Source organism: Marinobacter sp. (assembly GCF_048259445.1).
In the GTDB taxonomy this organism is placed as follows: domain Bacteria; phylum Pseudomonadota; class Gammaproteobacteria; order Pseudomonadales; family Oleiphilaceae; genus Marinobacter.
On record NZ_JBLXHQ010000001.1, the window covers coordinates 28,151 to 44,261 of the forward strand.

11 protein-coding genes are annotated in these 16,111 nt (G+C 55.3%); 6 read left to right on the forward strand and 5 right to left on the reverse strand.

The window, feature by feature from the left end; translation table 11 throughout:
* Window positions 1-10 precede the first annotated feature (10 nt).
* Both ACN0RL_RS00135 and ACN0RL_RS00140 read right to left on the reverse strand, forming a co-directional pair.
* Entirely contained in the window at window positions 11-2,386 is a 2,376-nt protein-coding gene (locus ACN0RL_RS00135) for a DUF6351 family protein (protein ID WP_417512609.1), read from the reverse strand.
* A gap of 120 nt (window positions 2,387-2,506) precedes the next feature.
* Entirely contained in the window at window positions 2,507-3,937 is a 1,431-nt protein-coding gene (locus ACN0RL_RS00140) for a PLP-dependent aminotransferase family protein (RefSeq protein ID WP_417512610.1), read from the reverse strand.
* Window positions 3,938-4,304: 367 nt separating this feature from the next.
* Here ACN0RL_RS00140 and ACN0RL_RS00145 point away from each other — a divergent pair, with 367 nt between their 5' ends.
* The 6 genes from ACN0RL_RS00145 to ACN0RL_RS00170 all read left to right on the forward strand — a co-directional run bounded on the left by ACN0RL_RS00145 (window position 4,305) and on the right by ACN0RL_RS00170 (window position 11,197).
* On the forward strand, window positions 4,305-5,921 hold the full coding sequence (locus ACN0RL_RS00145; RefSeq protein ID WP_417512611.1) for a cbb3-type cytochrome c oxidase subunit I: 1,617 nt from the start codon (window positions 4,305-4,307) through the stop codon (window positions 5,919-5,921).
* On the forward strand, window positions 5,918-6,547 hold the full coding sequence (locus tag ACN0RL_RS00150) for a cbb3-type cytochrome c oxidase subunit II (RefSeq protein WP_417512612.1): 630 nt from the start codon (window positions 5,918-5,920) through the stop codon (window positions 6,545-6,547). The genes ACN0RL_RS00145 and ACN0RL_RS00150 overlap by 4 nt, the downstream gene beginning before the upstream one ends.
* Window positions 6,544-7,203, forward strand: coding sequence for a c-type cytochrome (locus ACN0RL_RS00155; protein ID WP_417512613.1), 660 nt, complete (start codon window positions 6,544-6,546; stop codon window positions 7,201-7,203). The genes ACN0RL_RS00150 and ACN0RL_RS00155 overlap by 4 nt, the downstream gene beginning before the upstream one ends.
* A gap of 1 nt (window position 7,204) precedes the next feature.
* The gene (locus tag ACN0RL_RS00160) at window positions 7,205-9,454 is read left to right on the forward strand and encodes a heavy metal translocating P-type ATPase (RefSeq protein ID WP_417512614.1); all 2,250 of its coding nucleotides are present in this window, start codon (window positions 7,205-7,207) and stop codon (window positions 9,452-9,454) included.
* A 235-nt stretch (window positions 9,455-9,689) separates the two neighbouring features.
* Complete coding sequence (locus ACN0RL_RS00165) at window positions 9,690-10,016, forward strand: GreA/GreB family elongation factor (protein WP_417512615.1); 327 nt, start codon at window positions 9,690-9,692, stop codon at window positions 10,014-10,016.
* A 155-nt stretch (window positions 10,017-10,171) separates the two neighbouring features.
* Window positions 10,172-11,197 (forward strand): helix-turn-helix transcriptional regulator, encoded by a 1,026-nt coding sequence (locus ACN0RL_RS00170; RefSeq protein ID WP_417512616.1) that lies wholly within the window; start codon window positions 10,172-10,174, stop codon window positions 11,195-11,197.
* 76 nt (window positions 11,198-11,273) lie between these two features.
* Here ACN0RL_RS00170 and ACN0RL_RS00175 read toward each other — a convergent pair whose 3' ends face one another.
* From ACN0RL_RS00175 to nhaD, 3 genes are all read right to left on the reverse strand, one after another.
* Complete coding sequence (locus ACN0RL_RS00175; RefSeq protein WP_417512617.1) at window positions 11,274-12,563, reverse strand: SO2930 family diheme c-type cytochrome; 1,290 nt, start codon at window positions 12,561-12,563, stop codon at window positions 11,274-11,276.
* A 100-nt stretch (window positions 12,564-12,663) separates the two neighbouring features.
* The gene (locus ACN0RL_RS00180) at window positions 12,664-14,253 is read right to left on the reverse strand and encodes a parallel beta-helix domain-containing protein (protein ID WP_417512618.1); all 1,590 of its coding nucleotides are present in this window, start codon (window positions 14,251-14,253) and stop codon (window positions 12,664-12,666) included.
* Between the two features lie 362 nt (window positions 14,254-14,615).
* A complete protein-coding gene (gene nhaD, locus ACN0RL_RS00185; RefSeq protein ID WP_417512619.1) occupies window positions 14,616-16,028 on the reverse strand; it encodes a sodium:proton antiporter NhaD in 1,413 nt (470 codons plus the stop codon).
* Between the last annotated feature and the right edge of the window lie 83 nt (window positions 16,029-16,111).

Sequence of the window (16,111 nt, forward strand, 5' to 3'; positions counted from 1 at the left end):
AACTCTGCACTCAACCCGCAGGGCGTCCCTGATCCGGCTGGCTGTAATCGCAGACACCGTCAGGGAAGATCTCGCCCAGCCGGGTAATTTCATCTTCAGTGAATAGAACAGTGCCATAGGTGTCGTCATTCAAAGCGGTTGCAACCGGCTTGAGACTGCACTTGAATACACTGCCTTCAATCGGCCCGCCCGCCACTATTCTTGACGTAGTGTAAGTCTCGAACCTTGAGGTACAGGCACCTTCGGCTTCGGCATCAAGAATACCATTCCAGACATCATCTCCTGCCGCTATAACCGATCCATCGGTTTCATAGCAGGTATCCACTGCAGCGGCAGGCCTGTTGTCGGCAATACTCTGCTCAGGATTCGCGCGCATGTTCATCAGCCAGTCATGCAATACGTCCAGTGCCGCCCAGGTCGGATTTGATTCCTCCCGCGGCTCCGGCTCATCCGGATCTGTGGTATCGGTCGGCCGGGTATCGGTAAACCAGATTACCTGATTGCCGGCATTTCCCATTCTGTTGATGATGCGCTGGCGAACAGAGAAAGACTGATGGCTGTTGTGCATATCCAGCACTTCCTCCAGATAATGCCGCCAGTCGATGACCGGTATATTGAGCTGGCCATCGAAAACCATACCGGATTCATAGGCGGCCTGAATAGCAATCAGATCTCCCTCTGTGCGTGGCGCCGGCTGAGTGCCATCCGGGCTCAGGTTCATGTTGCGGGAACTCCAGGGATCGAATTTTGTAGGATCGGCCATAACATCTGCAATCTCGCCAATGAACGGAAAGCCCTCCTGCACCATCTCCGAAGGGTGTTTCCAGCCGCCAATCTGAGCGTTCAGTTTCAGGAACTCGGCTTTGGATATGTTGCCGTCGCGCAAGGCTCCGAGACCATACTGCACACCCACATTGTCAAACAGGGTGCGAGGGTCACCGTTTTCATCAAGACCGTAGATATTCCTCAAATCGTCATAGTGAGTCCACTGGACGCTATCCATGACGCCACCAGGCTGCATCAACTCCTGGTTTCGGGCATTCCCGAATAACGGGTTCATAACCAGGGGGGTCAGACCACGCCAGGCCGGAATGCACTCGGTCATTCCGGGCGCGGTGCTGTATCCAAGCATTTGTTTTGCACCCGCAAACGGATCGGCATAGGCATCGGTAGCATTCAGGCCTACCAGCCAGCTGCGATTCGTGGTTGTCTGCCATTTGGCGTTGTCTTTATCAGTGGCGTCCATGTAGTACTCAAGCAATTCACAATCACCAATGTGAATGGTCTGGGTCACCATGTCCGGGTAGGAGTACTGGGGCACGCCTGCGTCCAGAAGGTCAGGATGATTCTGGGAGTAGACGTACTGCTGGATAGCGCCCCCGGAGCCGCCAATGGCGACGGTATACTCAGGCACACCAAAGCGCTTGATGAAGTGCTCTTTCACCATCAGCGCCGTCTCACCACCTACCTCAAGGTTATAATGGGTGCCTGCCTTGGTACCGGTGGAATAAATAACGGCGTAACCCTTCGCAAGGGTATCAGGTTGTAACATTCGACTTTCGCTAACACTTCCCTGTGAGTGCCCAATGGCAACGCCTCCCTGAAAATGAAACAACAGGCGACCATTCCAGTTAGCAGCAGATGTCTCGTCAGGCTCATCTCCCAGCTCGGCGAGGGTAGCAAAGCTGTAGATAAACCGGTTAATGGTGCCCCGCTCCTGGCGCACGATGAAATCGACGGTGCGACCATCTGTCAGTTCTGTCGTGGCCATATCAGCGGGCCGTGTACCATCACTCGGCAGGGGTGCCCAGCTTCCTCCGGTTGTGCGATAGACAAAGGTTACATAAGAGTCGATCGAGCAGTCTTTACTCAAACCAATCTGGGTACCACCGCCATCCATAACCGGGAACCCAGTATTGCCTTCAGTATCCACCAGAGGCTGCTTGCCCAGCTCTGTTGTGACGGTACACACGAATGGGTACTGCTGCGGCCCGGAGAAAATCGGACCGGTTACCGGGTGAACATTCAGGGTGAGGTCGCTCAGCGGGCCGTATTCAACATGGTGCAGTTCCAGCCGGTTTGCACCTTCTGAAAGCCCTTTGACAAGAACTTCCATGCCATTTCGCCCTTCTCTGATTACCGGGCTGACTTTGACATCATTGAGCCAGAATTCCAGATTGTCTTTTTCCGCTGCTATCGTGGCGGCGTCGCCCTCAAGGCCAATCAGAACATCGTCACCACTGACCTGATCCGGCGCACTGGACAAGGTGGTGAGATCAAGATCTGGCTGACGGGACGAGCTGCTGGAACCATCGAAGCAGCCGCTGAGCAAGAAGGCCGTCAAGCCTGCAAGCAGGCCAAGCTGCGCTGTTGAGTTGATACGCATAAACAAATCCCTCTTCGTTGTCTTATTGTCGGGCGTATCAACGAGCATAGGAGCGGGTATTGCATCGCAACAGATACAGATTCGGGCAAAACACTCAAACAGACGCAGTTACTCGAAAGATCAGGTCAGTTGCTGGTGCGCCAGCACGCCAAGTTTGCGCACAGCCGCTGCAATGGCAGACGTCACCGGACTGCCCGCATTCAGACGCAAACAATGAGAATGACGCCCGGCCGGGGAAAATACCCGACCAGGAAAAATGTGAATTTGCTGCGCCAGAGCAAGATCGAAAAGCTGCCCGGAATCGATCGGTTTTGGTAACTCCAGCCAAAGTACGCACCCCCCGGAGGGCTCATTGATTCGAGTACCTACCGGAAAATACTGCCTCGACAGCGCCATCAACTCACGGGTCTGACGCTGGAGATGCACACGCAACTGTTGCAGGTGATGATGATAGAAGCCACTTTCCATCAGCCTTGCCATAACCAGCTGCGGCGCCGAAGCCGTAGTAATGTTGCTCACCTGCTTCAACTCCAGCACCCGGTGCAGAAAACGCCCCGGAGCGATCCATCCAAGCCGCATACCCGGCATCAGTGATTTGGAAAAAGAGCTGCAGTAGATCACCTCACCCTCTTGGTCAAACGCCTTCACCGGCAACTGCGCCTCCCCGAAAACTGTGTCGCCCCAGATATCATTTTCGATGACAGGAATCCTGTAACGCCCGGCCAGCCGCGCCAGCTTTTCGCGCTGCTCTGTCGGCATACTGAAACCTAATGGGTTCTGGGCATTGGCTGAAATCATGCAGGCTGACACCTGGCCCTGGCGCAAAACCTGTTCAAGCGCCGCCAGGCGGATACCTTGCCGAGGGTGTGTGGGAATTGGCAGAGCTTTACGCCCCAAAACCTCCAGAACCAACAGGGCGCCGTAATAGGTGGGGGTTTCTATCGCAACGGCATCTCCGGGCTTTGTCACTACCCGCAAAGCCAACTCAATGGCTTCCATACAGCCATTGGTAACCAGCAAATCCTGCTCGGTTACCGGCACCGGGTAGTTCAGGCTTCGGCGGGCAAGCTGATGGGCAAACGCCTCCTCACCGCGTGGATGAGCGTAATGCCATGAAGCAAGCCCATCTGACCGGCTAACATCCCTGAACGTCTGCAACACCCTCTCAACCGGCATGATTTCAGAGTCTGGCAAGGCGATTCCGAAGCGCAGCATCGGGCGGCTGGTATAAGGCTCCATATAGCGCAGAATTTCTTCACTGAGTGAAACTTCCACGGGTAATAGCGGGACAGGCTTCGGTGCCACATCCGTCGTCGGCTTTTGTTCAGAACGGGTTGGGGCGACGAATACGCCGGAGCGCGGGATACGATGAATCAGGCCATCGGCCTCAAGCTGTCGAAAGCATTGAAGAATGGTGTTTACGCTGACCTGAAACAACCGGCTGAGCACCCGCACAGAGGGCAGTTTCTCTCCTGCACGGTAACTTCCCTCATGGATGTGGTGCCTGAGGCGCTGGCTGACGTTTTCATACAGGTAGGCTTTTCCTGGCATGACCAATCCCGGCAGTTGACCGAGGACTGCCCAGCATTGCAAGGCTATCTGACAGATAGGCCAGGCGGCCCGTATTGTTGTTTTATTTCAGCTTAGACCAGCCTGACCCTTTGGTACAGGATGTTGAACCGGGCCATTCAACGCGATCATGCTGCGGCTGATTGGCCGGGCATTGTGCCCTACATCTGCCCGGACTTGATTTAGAACAACTTCAACCATCGTTCATTCCCGTCAGTCGCGCTATTGTATCGAGACTCATCGTTACCTTATAAACGAATACAAATACTTCTTTTAAATCCCGCTATAAATTGAATTTGATATTTAGTTCTAATTAAGATGCATTTGTAATGAATCAACAGGACAGACTATGACGCCTACCATCGCCGTTCTCCTGATCATCACCTTCGTGCTCTCCACGGTTGGTTTACTGCTACTGATCTGGTCTATCGCCAACAATCAGTTCAGCCATGGTCAGGCTGCGGCACGCACTATCTTCTCTCCGGGTGAGGAAGGCCACAGCGAGGATCCTGCACGGCCCGCCGACCAGACTTTCACCGGCGATACCAGCGAACAGACAGCAGCTATAGAGGCCCGCTGGACAGCTGATCAGTCCTCCAGAACCGCCGTGTTGACCTGGCTGAGCTCTTCCGTTTTCTGGCTGCTTCTGGGTTCGTTTTTCGGCCTGGCCTCTTCCATCAAAATGCATCTGCCAGAGTTCTTGGCGGCCAGTGAGTTTCTTACCTTTGGTCGGATTCGACCCGTACACCTGAACGCCGTTACCTATGGCTGGGCGTCCATGGCAGGCATTGGTGTGGCGCTTTTCCTGATTCCAAGGTTGTTCAAAACCTCACTGGCGGGCGGTAAATACGCTGTTATTGGTGGTTTTATCTGGAATATCGGCCTGGTGATGGGTTTGAGCGCCATCACGCTAGGCCTGTCTGATGGTGAGGAATGGTTGGAGTTTCCCTGGCAAATCGATCTTCTGTTTGTCGTAGGCGGGGCACTGTGCGCCATTCCCCTGCTGCTGACCGCCGCCAACCGCAAGGTGGAACATTTGTACGTGACCAGCTGGTACCTGATGGCGGCACTGGTGTGGTTTCCCATTCTGTTCCTGATTGCCAACCTGCCCTTTGCCTTTCCCGGCGCATCCGGCGCTACGGTTAACTGGTGGTTCGCCCATAACGTGCTCGGGCTATGGGTAACGCCCATCGGCATTGGCATTGCCTACTACATGATCCCGAAAATTCTCGGTAGACCGATTATTTCCTATCAGCTATCGCTCATCGGCTTCTGGTCGCTGGCACTGTTCTACAGCCAGGTAGGCATTCATCATCTGATTGGCGGCCCCATACCCACCTGGCTGGTCACACTCTCGATTGTTCACAGCGTGATGATGTCGATTCCGGTGATTACCGTGGCCATCAACCATCACGGCACCATGATGGGCAACTTCGGCCGCCTGAAAGACTCGCCAACCCTGCGTTTTGTATGGATCGGTGCGCTCATGTACACCGTGGCTTCGCTTCAGGGCTCCATGGAAGCTCTGCGCAGCATTAATGTGATTACCCACTTTACCCATTACACCGTGGCCCATGCCCACCTCGGCATGTACGCCTTCTTAAGCTTTATCCTGTTTGGCGCCGTGTATTTCATTATGCCTCGCCTCACCAACTGGGAATGGCCCTGGCGCAGGCTGATCAGCCTGCACTTCTGGCTGGTGAGCGCAGGCATCCTGATCTACGTGGTGTCCCTCACCGTTGGCGGCTGGAAACAGGGCCTGGCTTTGCTCGATGCCAAAATGCCCTTCATGGACATAGTGCGCATGACACTGCCCGCACTTCAGGCCCGTACGTTCGGTGGTGCGCTGATGACCCTTGGGCACCTGGTGTTCGCGTTCCATTTCATCGCCATGTTAATGCATCGTGGCGCTGCCACTGAGCAGCCGACCCTCTTCCGCCAAGTTATCAAGGAGACCACTCAATGAAACGTGCTCTCGCCATTATGGTCGGCGCAGCGCTTATTCTGTTGCTGGCCACGCTTACGCTGGTGGTTATGCCCTACCTGCAAATGTCCGCAGAACAGGTTCCGCCGGACCTCAAGCCTTACACGGAACAGCAACAGCGTGGCCGGCAGGTGTACATTGCCAATGGCTGCGTTTACTGCCACAGCCAGCAACCCCGGGACCCGGGCTTTGCGCCCGGGGACAAAGAAAGGGGCTGGGGCCGCCCGTCGGTGCCGGGGGACTACGCCTACGATGATCCGCACCTGCTGGGTACCATGCGCACCGGCCCGGACCTGTTCAACATAGGCGCTCGCCAGCCGAGTATCGACTGGCAGTTGATGCACCTGTACAACCCGAGAGCAATCATCAAAGGCAGCATCATGCCGTCGTACCCCTTCCTGTTCCGGCATGTGGACGAGCCGGCAGAAGGCGACAAGGTGGTGAACATACCACCGCCCTACGGTCCGGAATCCGGGACCATTGTCGCCACCGACGACGCACTGGCGCTGGCGGAGTACATGCTCGCCCTTGACCACACCTACCCGGCACCGACTTTGCCGAAAAAACTGCCAAAATCCGATGAGCCAAAGGAGAACCGCGCGCCATGAACCCGCATGATCATCGCGCTCAATTCCGTGAATCGCCTGAACCAGAGGAAGGCACACGCGCAATCCCGAAGGTTGTACTGGCCTGGATTGCCATACTGATTGTCTGGGGCGTTGGCTATTACGCCTGGCAGATTGGCAAGCCGATGCTGGGTGGTGACAGCCGCTCAGCGGTAGCCACACTGCAGCAAGAATCACAACCTGCGGACAACTCTGCCGCCAGCAGCGGTACTGGGAGTTCAGGGGGTTCAGAGCCTGCTGGCAACACAGCGGCCACAAAGCCCGACGGCAAGGCCATTTACAGCGCCCAGTGCAGTGCCTGTCATCAGGCAAACGGGCAGGGTGTACCGGGTGCCTTTCCGCCGTTGGCAGGGAGCGAATGGCTGCTTTCGAATGCGGCCATTCCGGTGGCCATCGTGCACGATGGACTGCAAGGCAAGATCGAGGTGGCAGGCAATAGCTTCCAGGGCGTTATGCCCAAATTTGGTGGCACCCTTTCTGACGCCGAACTGGCCGCTGTCTTGAGTTATGCCCGCAGCGAGTGGGGCAACAGCGCAGGCGAGATTGACCCGGCGACAGTGACCGAACACAAAGAACGCTTCGGCGATCGCAAGGACTGGTCTGCCGAGGACCTCAAGGAGGTTTTCGGGGAGCCCTGAGATGACCGCCAACAACGGAAGCACAACGCAGGAGCAACAGAATCAAGACATCCTGATGATTGAAGGGATGCGCTGTGGCAGCTGTGCGATTGCCGTTGAAGCCCTGCTGAAGAAACAACCAGGGGTCAGTGACGCTGCCGTTAATTTCGCGGCAGACGTGGCGATGATTAGTTGGGACACAGAGAAACCCTCGTTAGCCAGCCTTCAACAAGCCGTCGCCCGCCTGGGTTACCGGTTGCACAGATCAGTTGATCCTGACCGTAGCAAACTCCAGGCGGAGTCGGTACGCAAGCATTTGCAAAGGCGGTTAGCGGTTGCCGTCGTCTTCGGCATGTGGAGCATGATGCCGGCGGTGCTGGTTTATCTGGCATCCTTCGGTGCCGTAGAGCCGGAAGCCCTATGGCCCTTAGCCCTGGCCAGCGGCCTGTTCGCCGCACCGGTGGTGCTCTATTCCGGCTCACACTTCTATCGCGTAGGCTGGCGCACGCTCCTGGCCGGTGCGCCGGGCCTCGACAGTCTGATCTTTCTGGCGGTTTTTGCAGCCTGCATCATATCCACATGGCAGCTCGTCTCCGGTAGCTACCATGTGTACTTTGACGCCGCCGTTATGCTGATCACCTTCCAGTTGATCGCACGTTTGCTGGATACCAGCGTTCGCCGACGCGCCTCGGAAATCATTCGCCGCTATCTTCAGGATGTACCTGAGGAGGTCAACCTCAAAACCCCTGACGGCCAAATCGAAGCCCGACTTGCAACGGATGTTGAAACCGGCCAGCACATAATTCTTCAGGCCGGAGAACAACTCGCTCTGGATGGCAAGATAATCCACGGACATGGCCACGCGGATCTGTCCATGCTGACCGGCGAGCACATGCCTCAGGCGCTTGGGCCAGGGTCAGAGTTGCTTGCAGGCTGCGAGTTGATTGAAGGCGAGCTTGAACTGATCATCACCGCCAGCACCGGCCAACGCCGCATTGACCGGTTATCCCGCTCCATCAGCGCCCTGCTCAGCCGCAAAACCACCCTGCAACGCCTGACTGACCGTATTGCCCGCATTCTTTTACCCGTTATTGTGATCGCAGCCTTTCTGGCCGTGGGGCTTGCGCTTGTTCAAGATGTTCCCGCGCCGGAGGCTGCAGCCCGTGGACTGGCGGTTATGATCATCAGCTGCCCCTGCGCGCTCAGCCTTGCCATTCCGTTGGTCATCACCATGGGCCACGCCAATATGGTCAGTCACGGCATTGTCTTGCAGGATCCGGCCGCCCTTGAGGCCGCCGCCGAAGTGGGCGCAATTGTTTTCGACAAAACCGGCACATTAACCACGGGCGAGCCCGGCGTAAACAGTATTACGCCGGTCGGCCAGTGGACAGAAAGCGAATTGCTGCAACTGGCGCAGGATACACTCCGGGAATCGGCGCACCCGGTTGCCAGGGGCCTGATGGCAAAGATGACTTCGCCGCTTGCGCCCGCCCCCGAAGGAACACGGGAAAGCTTTGCCGGTGCCGGAACACGCTGGGTAAACGATGGAAATATTGCTCTTGCCGGGCGCGCCAGATGGCTACGGGAGCAAGGCGTCGAGGTACCATCCACGGAAGATACCGGAATGAGTGTTTACCTTGCCTGCAACGGTCTTTATGCGGGTAAAATCGGATTTCAGGAAACCCTCAGGACGGAATCGGCAACCACGATCCGCCAGCTGATCCGCCAGGGCTATACCATCTATCTGCTCAGCGGCGATACGCGCAATGCCTGTCTCGATCTGGCCAGGCGCCTTGGTATTGCACCTGAGCACGTGCTCTCGGGGTACTCCCCCGAACAGAAACACAGCTTTATCGACAATCTTGAAAGGCAGACCCCCGCCGTCTTTGTAGGCGACGGCCTCAACGACGGCCTGGCACTGGCAGGCGCCAGGCTGGGTATTGCCGTGGGCAATGCCGCATCTGCCACCGGTGCAGCTGCGGCGGTGTATCTCACGGAAAGCATCGCCAGGGTGCCCGCCACTCTGCAGTTAGCGCAGCGAGCACGCAGGCTCATGTACCAGAACCTGTTCTGGGCCGTGGGCTATAATGCTCTGGTCATTCCACTGGCGGTTATGGGCTGGGTCCAGCCGGTTATTGCCGCCATAGCCATGTCACTCAGCAGCCTCTGCGTTCTGCTCAACAGCCTGCGTATGCAAAGCCAAATCGATGGTGAATCAGCAGACGCTTCATACACCCTTAATCCCTCACCCCAGCCCTTTCCTGAACTTTAATGCCATAATCCGCCGCATCCTTGCCTTTAAATCCAAAGGTGCTATGGTGCCGGCAGCCTCAGTGAAGGAGCTCTCTATGGTTTCTTTATTTCCCCTTTCGATTACTTTCCATTAGTCGGCGAGCCCCGCCATACGGTGCTCGCGAGCTTCCTGATATCTTTTCAAGAACACAATCGACTAAACGTTTGTGGCACCAGTAACAAAACGAATATTTTTAGCAGGCAGAGATACTGACATGATGATGAATGTAGGTTTTAACCTGGGTTCACGTGATATCAAAACGCTGAATATGAAACTGGGGCAAATTTACAGAAACCCCTTTGTTGCGCCGAAAAACACAGCATTGATTGGCAGTACCGTCACGCTGATTAACTGCCTGGACTCTTCGGAACTTACATTCCGGTTAACAGACTCCAGTTCCTGCCCCGAAGCAGACAAAGACGATGTCTGCATAGGTTCACCGTTCGGCCTTGCACTGCTGGGCACCAAGCCGGGCAGCGTGGTCAAGCTGGGATTGAGCAACGAAGAAGGTCATGCGGTAGTGCTGAAGGTCTCGGATTGAGAATATCGAACTGTTGAAGAGGCTGACACGAACCCTCAACGCCTAGCCCCTCTGGCTGCTGCGCACCGCCTGTCGCAATTGACAGGGACACGTCGGAGTGACATGTTTGCAACCGTTTAAAGCAAACAACAATAATAGCGCTGAGTTTTCCAAGCATGTTGATTCTGACCGGTTTTGGCCTGGCTTGCCTGGTCATTCTCCTGATTACAACAACCCGTGAGTTACACCGCTCATCCGCAGCAAGGGTGTTCGCGGTTTTTCTCATTGCCAGTTTCGGTTTTTTGCTCCACCCGCTCGCACCGGTTCACTGGCACTGGCTTACCCTGAACCTGCAGGGCATGCTTCCCGCCTTGTTCTGGCTGCTATGCCAGGTCACATTTCGTCAGCGCCTGAACCCGTTTTCGATATGGAGCGCGATGGCGCTCTACACCGTGGTTGCCCCCGGAATTGCCAGGATTTTTTCCAGCCATCAGAACGCTGAAGGCTGGCTGCTCTTTTTTGGCTGGGAACTGGGTGAACTGTTTGAATTCATTATTATCGCTAACGGCTTCTGGGTTGTTCTTGCGGATTGGCCGGCCGACCTTGTAGAACCGCGTCGAAAACTCCGTGCTCTCGTTCTGTTTATTGCGGGCATCGCCGTGCTCTGGGTTGCACTGGCATTTAACCTGGGCATTGCTCACGCTATTAACCGGGCTCTGGTGGTCTCCATTGCTGGCATTGCAGTAGCTACCTTCCTGTTACAGGGCCGGTTCAGTGAACTGTCGTTCCAGAGTCGACTGACCCCACACACCAAGGCTGAACAGAACCCGCAACTTGACGAAGCTACCAACCAGACCGACTTCCAGGACGAACATGCAAATCGCCTTGCCAACCTGATGGCGAAAGGCTATCACCGCACGGAGCATCTGACTCTTAAAATGCTGGCCGGAGAACTCGACCTGCCGGAATATCGTACTCGTGCTATGATCAACAAGCATCTGGGTTATCGTAACTTCAACGACTACATCAACCAGCTCCGGATTGCTGAGGCCTCGAAGCGACTGATTACGGACCCGGACACTCCTGTTCTTAATATTGCCCTCGATGTCGGGTACCGATCCCTGAGTTCATTCAACCGGGCGTTCCGGGAAATCAAACAATCAACGCCAACCGAGTTTCGCCAGGAACATGCGGCCCACTGACCGCACGTTCAGCTCTCTGCACTTTCACGCTTTGCCAATGGCCATGCCCGGAACCATCCGGGCATGGCACAGCTCGTTATGGAGCGGGTGAGCAGCTGGCGGAAGGCAACTGATCAATCCAGCTACGAATCAGCCTCGTTCCTTCCAGGTGCGCAGTATTGCGAGCCAGTTCCGGCATCTTGTGGCGGCTATCAAGGGTTGTCATACGGAACAACAAGTAGGAGTCATCCGGATTGCCCGGGATCACGTCGTATGGATAGCCATCCTTGCCCCCCGCAATCGGCTCCTTACACACGCCAAACTTGCCGGGAGAGTCCGCATAAATCCGGTTGTATTCCAGCTGCACACCGCTGCTCCCGGCAGGCCCTGCGTAATCAGCCGGCAACGTCAGGTTTGCACGATGGCAGTGGGCGCAATTAATGTCGAGGTAGGCCCGCGCTGCGTCATTCAATTCGTTGGCGCTGAGCGCATCGACAGGCACCTGATCATTGAATACCGGCGCCTGTTCGACACCCTGCAGATTGAGCGGCAGGCCGGTCAGCAGTTCGCCCTCAGACCAGTACTGAAGCTGGTTGTATACTGTACCGTCTGCATAGGAATGGTCATTATTAAGATAACGCGCCTTGGGACCAATAGGCAGGAAGATCTGCTCACGCTCGTCTCCCGAACCCGCCAGGTCTGGCACGATCGAGTGACAGGATGAGCAATCCGCAGCCTTCGGTACCGCATAGTCAAACGCAATCTGCTGACCCTGATTGTTAATCGTGGTGAGACCCGTCAAACGTTTGCCTGCAATGGCCAGAGTCGCATCGGAATCTGACGACCAGTAATAGGGCAGCGCAAACCACCCATCCGTGCGGTGGATCAACAGCCTGGTTTCAATAACCAGTTCTTCACCATCACGCATGGCCGTATTGACGGGCAGCGCAAAGGTTTTGGTGATGACGGTTCCTACCGGAAAATCCAGCACTTCGGACGCGTTATAGCTGACCGTTTCGCCTTCGGGCACGAATATAAAACGGTATTTGCTGGTGTAATCAGAGAACAAGGCGGTAGACAGATCATAGGGAACGCCACCCCGGGTTGGCCCGGCCGTTGGATCAGTAGCATCGACAAACAGATTGTAGTCCGAGAGTTTGGGGCATATCTCTGTCATCAACGCATCCCAGTTAACTCCGGCGGTCGTCGCGCTGCAACTGCCCTCTGTACCCGTCGGCGAACCGGCCCCTGCATTCAGGGCACTGCCCACTGGCGGGGGTGTACCACCAACATCATCTCCACCATCATCTCCGCCGCCCCCACCACACGCTGCCAGAAGAAGAGACGTAGTAAGAATCGCCGCTGTCGCTTTGTTGTTATTTCTCATAGGTAATGCTCTCGTGCAGCGGCGTGTCGCCTGGGCAAGCTTGCCCGGCGACACGCCGTTATTGATTATTTCAATGTGGCCAACAGCTCAGAGAGCCTGATTACAGAGCGCAAGCCGCTTCCGCAAGATCATCCCCGGTGCAGCCGTATATGTTGTTCTTGAAGTTTACTTTCGCTGGCGCAAGGCGCGGCTGGACACAGTTAAGGTAGGTGTTGTTGACCATCTGATCGATCAGCAGTTGTGGTTCAGGGGTGCCGCCGCCGTCGAACGTGGCATCCGCTGGATTGACCGGATAAACCACGCCCGTGTTGACCTCTTCATACTCTGGCGCCGGATTACCATTGATATTACTGTTCGCACAAATCAGGTCATCGGGACCATACGGATCGTAATTAACCCCATCAGCGGCGGCTTCTGATCCGACAATCCCATTGAAACCCCCAATGCCCTGGGCGCCGAGATTTGATAACAGCTCACCAATACCGTCGTACAAAATGGCCGGGAAGGTCTGCGCCATTTGGGAACTGTTCATGCCGGACGTATAACCACCGATAATCGGTGCCAGCAGATCACCTCGCGGGTTGCTGCCATTTCGGGCAATGGTGTTGTCGTGCAGGTAGACGTTTTTCAGCGTCGGGCTCCAGCCGTCCGCCATAGTTGCACCATAACCGGCCGGATAATCCGCCACCTTGTCATCGATGAGAAAGTAGCTGGTGATCGCAACGGCGGTGGTGTCGTTGTCGGTAATCTGGTTGTTGTAAATTTCTACATCACTGGCGGCAAGCACAATCACGCCGGTACCCGGTGGTACAGCACCAACCACACCGGCACCCACGTTGTCCGCGTTGTTCGCGTAAATCTGGTTATTGAAGATGCGCACGTTGCCACCATAGGCCTTTTCCAGCCCCGGCAGGTCGAACGCCAGAATACCGCCCGAGTTTCCAACCGCAAGGTTGTTGTAAACATCGGCCATGCTGGAATTTTCGATTTCAATCCCGGCTACGTTGTTCTTGGCGGTATTGTTGCGCACTACAATATTTTCTGACTGCCCCACATATATTCCCGCATCAGCCGAGCCATAGGAGTAATTGTTCTCCATCAGCACGTTCTGGCTCTTGAGCGGATACAAGCCGTAAGCGCCGTTGTTTGCTTCCAGCTCGCCTTCCCATACGGTGGCGGTGTAGGTGATGTGGATACCGTTTACGTTGGTCGTTTTGATACCGTTTTTGGGCGCCTCATAGACTCCCAGGTCGCGTACGGTAATGCCATTTCCACCCTGGAAACGAAACGCGTCATCACCATTGGATGTGCTGAAATCCAGGATGGTTTCGTTGATACCATGGCCGGTAATCGTAAGCCCGCGCGCGCTGTTAACGACAATGCCTTCCGTCACCATGAAGCGCCCTTTCGGGAGCACGACCAATGCATCTTCTTGAATATCAAACAAGGCGAGGGAAAGCGCCTCGGTAATGTCATCGCCACTTTCTGCATCCGGCGCCACAAAGATGGCAGTTTCAGGAATCGCAAATCCAGAGGTGGTTGAGACAACGACACTCTGTCCGGCATCTCCGGCAACACCGTCCTTGCCATCTTTTCCGTCTTCGCCGTCGTCGCCACAACCGGCCAGCAGCAATCCGCTGGCGATCGCTGAAATTGTGAAAATCTTCGAGAATTTTGCTTTCTGACGCATGGTATTACCTGCTTGCTTATTGTTTGTTTTTGCAGGCGCCTTACCGGTGAAAGGTTCGGCGCACGCCGAAAACACTATTCCCGGGAACCAGGCAAAGCGAGAATAAGCGTTAGCCAGAAATACAGAACCTTTGTGCAATTTCTTTAAAGCACTGTGCCACAGGGCGTTCAGAGCATAGAAAACAGCACTGACGGATTCGTGAAATGATCTGTTTTAGAGCTTTTGATCAGGCTTTTCGAAGGCAAAGCGATGCTGGAAGAGATGGAGAAGTGGGCTACGGCACTCAAAGCCATGCGCTGAAAACCGGGCCAGGCAGAGCCCGATAAACTACGGAGCCCTGAGCGGGCTCCGTATAAAGAGCGTCAGAAAAGGCTTGCGTTAATCCACATATGCGTTGCAATGGAGGCTACGTAACCGAGCATGATGACCGGCGTCCAGCGCAAGTGTGACATGATGGTGTAGTAGCCCCGGGCTTGTCCCATCAGGGCAACGCCGGCTGCTGAACCGATTGACAGCATGGAACCACCAACACCCGCAGTGAGCGTAACCAGCAGCCACTGCCCGTGGGACATGTCGGGCTCCATTGAGAGTACGGCGAACATAACCGGAATGTTATCAACAATCGCTGATATAACACCGACGGCAATGTTGGCACCGGTCGCGTTCCAGTCTTGATACAGGATCTGGGAAACTTCAGACAGATAACCAATATAACCAAGCCCGCCAACACACAGCACAACCCCGTAGAAAAACAGCAGCGTATCCCACTCCGTGCGGGCCATCGGGTTAAAGATATCGAAAGGTACTGCTTTATCGAGCCGTTCCAGCAGGCGGGTATTCTGGTGGTTTTCAGCCCAGACGCGTTCACGGGCGACCCCACGCTTGAAACTGCGCTGCAGGTAGTAACCGAGAAACTGCAAATAAGCGAGCCCCATCATCATGCCGACTACGGCTGGCAGATGCAGGAAGTTGTGTCCCAGCACCGCAGTTGTGATTGTCAACAGAAACAACACAACGGTACGACGGGCGCCTCGCTTCATGATCACCGGCTCCGACGCATCCTTTGGCGGCTCACTGGGAACAGCAAAACTCATGATGATGGCTGGCACCAGGAAGTTGACCGCGGCAGGTATGAACAGCCTGAAGAACTCGGTGAATTCGACCACGCCCTTCTGCCAGACCATCAACGTTGTGATGTCACCAAACGGAGAAAACGCACCGCCGGCGTTTGCAGCGATCACAATATTAATACAGCCAATACCTATAAAGCGCGGGCTGTCTTCGCCCACTTTCATCAGTACCGCACACATCAGCAAGGCAGTAGTCAGATTATCAGCGATAGGTGAGATGAAGAATGCCAACAGCCCGGTAATCCAGAACAGGCTGAGATAGCTGAAACCTTTGCTTACCAGCCAGCCACGAAGCGCATCGAAAAGCTGACGCTCTTCCATGGCGTTTATGTAGGTCATCGCCACAAGCAGGAACAGCAAAAGTTCAGAGTATTCCAGCAGGTTGTGCTTCAAGGCTTCGTTGGCGCTTTCGGTATCGCCATTCATGGCTGCCACACCGGCAACCAGGAACCAGATAAGACCAGCAGCCAGTAGCACCGGTTTGGATTTGCGCAGGTGCAGCTTTTCCTCAAGCATCACGAACGCATAGGCAATGACGAAGATAATAATGGCAAGATAACCCACCGGATGATGGGTAAGGCTCTGGGCGCCGGATTCAGCTGCGCTTGCAAACGTGCTGAATGCCAGAGTAAAAACAGTAGACATGATCAGTACCACTGTTTTGAAGATGCCAGGGCTGGCATAGCAACTCAGGAGGCCCGGCCGGGCCGGTAATTTTTCGGAGCTGT

Coding starts and splice junctions, on each gene's coding strand:
- ACN0RL_RS00160 (WP_417512614.1), top strand. CDS start 7,205: ATGACCGCCAACAACGGAAGCACAACGCAGGAGCAACAGAATCAAGAC.
- ACN0RL_RS00170 (WP_417512616.1), top strand. CDS start 10,172: ATGTTGATTCTGACCGGTTTTGGCCTGGCTTGCCTGGTCATTCTCCTG.
- ACN0RL_RS00135 (WP_417512609.1), bottom strand. CDS start 2,386: ATGCGTATCAACTCAACAGCGCAGCTTGGCCTGCTTGCAGGCTTGACG.
- ACN0RL_RS00155 (WP_417512613.1), top strand. CDS start 6,544: ATGAACCCGCATGATCATCGCGCTCAATTCCGTGAATCGCCTGAACCA.
- nhaD (WP_417512619.1), bottom strand. CDS start 16,028: ATGTCTACTGTTTTTACTCTGGCATTCAGCACGTTTGCAAGCGCAGCT.
- ACN0RL_RS00175 (WP_417512617.1), bottom strand. CDS start 12,563: ATGAGAAATAACAACAAAGCGACAGCGGCGATTCTTACTACGTCTCTT.
- ACN0RL_RS00145 (WP_417512611.1), top strand. CDS start 4,305: ATGACGCCTACCATCGCCGTTCTCCTGATCATCACCTTCGTGCTCTCC.
- ACN0RL_RS00140 (WP_417512610.1), bottom strand. CDS start 3,937: ATGCCAGGAAAAGCCTACCTGTATGAAAACGTCAGCCAGCGCCTCAGG.
- ACN0RL_RS00180 (WP_417512618.1), bottom strand. CDS start 14,253: ATGCGTCAGAAAGCAAAATTCTCGAAGATTTTCACAATTTCAGCGATC.
- ACN0RL_RS00150 (WP_417512612.1), top strand. CDS start 5,918: ATGAAACGTGCTCTCGCCATTATGGTCGGCGCAGCGCTTATTCTGTTG.
- ACN0RL_RS00165 (WP_417512615.1), top strand. CDS start 9,690: ATGATGATGAATGTAGGTTTTAACCTGGGTTCACGTGATATCAAAACG.